Genomic DNA, 1151 nt, shown 5'->3' with positions numbered 1-1151 from the left:
GGAAGCAGATGAAATATTATTGGCGAGATTTTCAAGTCATGACAGCTGATAAAATAGAGCAATGGGTGGAGAGAGTATCAAACCAATTCGGAAAAGAATACATGTTTACTTTTTAATGACAGCTTATGCTAAATCAAGACTTTATGTGTCAAAGCAATTCATTTTTACTTGAGTTTTTTATTTATTGAGTGCTTAGTTAATTAATCTTTAAATGGATTGGATAATCTTTTTTTAAACATCGATAAAGTGAGTGCACCACTAACCAATAATAAAATACCCACAATCACCAAATAAGTTTCACCACCAAAAAAACCAATAATAATTGCAGCAATACCCAATAAACCCAAAATAGTGGTAATAGCAATTCCTAAAATAGACATCACAATTCCTTTTAAATTTATTTAATCATGAAAAATTGTCAATATTCTCAGGTATCGTTCTGTCATATTCATGCCTCTTTTGATAGTTAAAGCGTAACATTTGAGCGCACCTTGCCACATTTATACACAGAACTTATACTGAAATAGACTAAACACGACCTATTACATTTCACTGAGTTTGCTGAATAGCTTAAGTGCAGATTATGACAACTTGATGCATTTTATTTAAAAAGATTCTTTCTTAAATCATTTTTGAATCACTGCAAAGGAAATTCCCTTTCCTTTTAGGAGACTTGCGGAGCATGCTCCTCAGGGAGAGGTTTTTTATAAGAATCCCCTCATCCACTTGCGGAATATTCCTCATCCTGAGCAATACATGGCGTAAAAGAAGGGACTTTCAATACTAATTTTACTGATCATTTATGATCAAATTTCGACTTATAAAAGGATTCTAATTCAGGTTGAACCATTCATAGAATTAAGGTATAAAAAAGCCCGATCTGCATCAATCGGGCCAGATTTAAAGGTACACAAATTTGTATACATAATCAAAATCACTAGAATTTTAAATCAAAAAATTAATCAATCCTTTTCTAGAAAAGTTAACTCTCCCTCATCTGAGGTGATTTTAATTTTGACTTTACGATAAGTTGACAAAAATAACTAATCATGCGAAAAAGTTTTTTTAGTTAACAGATGTTCACACATGCCTCGAATTGTTTCTGTACCACTTAGTTTAGAACAGCGAGAACGACTCATTTTTCTGGCCAA

1 protein-coding gene and 2 pseudogenes are annotated in these 1151 nt (G+C 32.1%); 2 read left to right on the top strand and 1 reads right to left on the bottom strand.

Annotated elements, in window-relative coordinates; genetic code table 11:
* Positions 1-116 (top strand): annotated as a pseudogene (locus FTT70_RS13500) (transposase); the annotation flags it as partial.
* Positions 117-200: 84 nt separating this feature from the next.
* On the opposite strand, the gene FTT70_RS13495 reads toward FTT70_RS13500, so the two are convergent.
* Positions 201-380 carry a hypothetical protein gene (locus FTT70_RS13495; RefSeq protein ID WP_004976682.1) on the bottom strand — a complete coding sequence of 60 codons (180 nt, stop codon included), beginning with the start codon at positions 378-380 and terminating at the stop codon, positions 201-203.
* A 706-nt stretch (positions 381-1086) separates the two neighbouring features.
* On the opposite strand from FTT70_RS13495, the pseudogene FTT70_RS13765 reads away from it, so the two are divergent.
* Positions 1087-1151, top strand: a pseudogene (locus FTT70_RS13765) (helix-turn-helix domain-containing protein); the annotation flags it as partial.

Source organism: Acinetobacter sp. YH01003 (assembly GCF_013420525.1).
Taxonomy (GTDB): domain Bacteria; phylum Pseudomonadota; class Gammaproteobacteria; order Pseudomonadales; family Moraxellaceae; genus Acinetobacter; species Acinetobacter towneri.
This window is presented reverse-complemented; position numbering and strand designations above follow the sequence as displayed.

What these genes read in the sequence shown, in the direction of transcription:
- FTT70_RS13495 (WP_004976682.1), bottom strand. Translation starts at nt 380, where the DNA reads ATGTCTATTTTAGGAATTGCTATTACCACTATTTTGGGTTTATTGGGT.